The organism is Blastococcus sp. KM273128 (genome assembly GCF_021698975.1).
GTDB lineage: Bacteria > Actinomycetota > Actinomycetes > Mycobacteriales > Geodermatophilaceae > Blastococcus.
Genome location: NZ_SSXA01000163.1, coordinates 1 through 1,280, shown reverse-complemented (window position 1 = coordinate 1,280; position 1,280 = coordinate 1). Strand labels below are relative to the sequence as shown.

Below are 1,280 nucleotides of genomic sequence, written 5' to 3'. Positions count from 1 at the left end.
GGGACTGCTGCACGAGTAGGTGACAGGTTGGGTCAGGCAGCCTGAGCGGCCAGTGTGGGTGTGATGGTCTCGTACTCGATGGGCGTGAGTCGACCGAGGGCGTCCTGGCGGCGTCGCCGGTGGTAGGTCCGTTCGATCCAGGTGACGATCGCGATCCGCAGCTCGTGTCGAGTGCGCCAGTGCTGGCGGTCGAGCACGTTCTTCTGGAGCAGTGCGAAGAAGCTCTCCATGGCGGCGTTGTCGCCGGCGGCGCCGACTCTGCCCATCGACCCGGACAGCTGATGCCGGTTGAGGGCGTGGACGAATTTCCGGCTTCGGAATTGCGAGCCGCGGTCCGAGTGCACGATGCAGCCGGCCACGTCGGCGCCGTCGGCATGGCGGCGGGCGACGGCGTTGTTGAGGGCGGTGACGGCGAGCCGGGACTTCATCCGGGAGTCGATGGAGTAGCCGACGATCCGGTTGGAGTGCACGTCCTTGATCGCGCACAGGTAGAGCTTGCCCTCGGCGGTGGCGTGTTCGGTGATGTCGGTCAACCAGACGGCGTTGGGCGCCTCGGCGGTGAAGACCCGGTTGACCCGGTCGTCGTGCACCGGCGGACCCGGGCGGCCGCCCTTGCCCCGGCGGGGCTTGCCGAACGCGCTCCACCAGCGGTTGGCCGCACAGATCGCCCACGCGGTGCGCGTGGCCATCGGCTGCCCGCCGGCGGCGGCTTCGTCGACGAGCAGCCGGTAGCCGAACTCCGGGTCGTCGCGGTGCGCGTCGAACAGCGCGTTGGCCCGATGCGCCTGGACGAGTTCGCTGGCGGTGACCGGTGCTGCCAGCCACCGGTAGTAGGGCTGGCGGGCGATCTTCAGGACCCGGCACGTCACCGCGACGGGGATCCCGTCGACGGCCAGCTCTCGGACGAGCGGGTAGATCATTTTCCCGGCAGGTTCGCCTGGGACAGGTAGGCCGCCGCCCGGCGCAGGACCTCGTTCTCCTGCTCGAGCAGCCGGATCCGCTTGCGGGCCTCACGCAGGTCGGCGTTCTCCGCCGCCGTGGTCCCGGGCTTGACCCCGTCCTCGACGTCGGCGGCCTTCATCCAGTTCGTCAGGCACGACTCGCTGATCCCGAAGTCGGCCGCGATCTGCTTCAGGTGCTGGCCCGGCTCACGGTTGCGGGCGACGCTCACGACGTCGTCGCGGAACTCCTTGGGGTAGGGCTTGGGCACGGTGAACATCCTTCCAGCGGCACCTCTCGGCACCACAGATCAGATGTCACCTATCCGTGCAGCAGTCCCG

The 1,280-nt window shown here is 69.1% G+C and carries 1 protein-coding gene; it reads right to left on the bottom strand.

Annotation, left to right across the window (positions count from 1 at the left end):
- Positions 1–32: 32 nt before the first annotated feature.
- Positions 33–1,210, bottom strand: a protein-coding gene (locus E9529_RS21405) for an IS3 family transposase (RefSeq protein WP_236833275.1) whose coding sequence is annotated in 2 segments (ribosomal slippage) — positions 33–923 and positions 926–1,210 — 1,176 coding nt in all. Because the reading frame shifts where the segments join, the coding sequence is not laid out codon by codon here.
- Positions 1,211–1,280 lie beyond the last annotated feature (70 nt).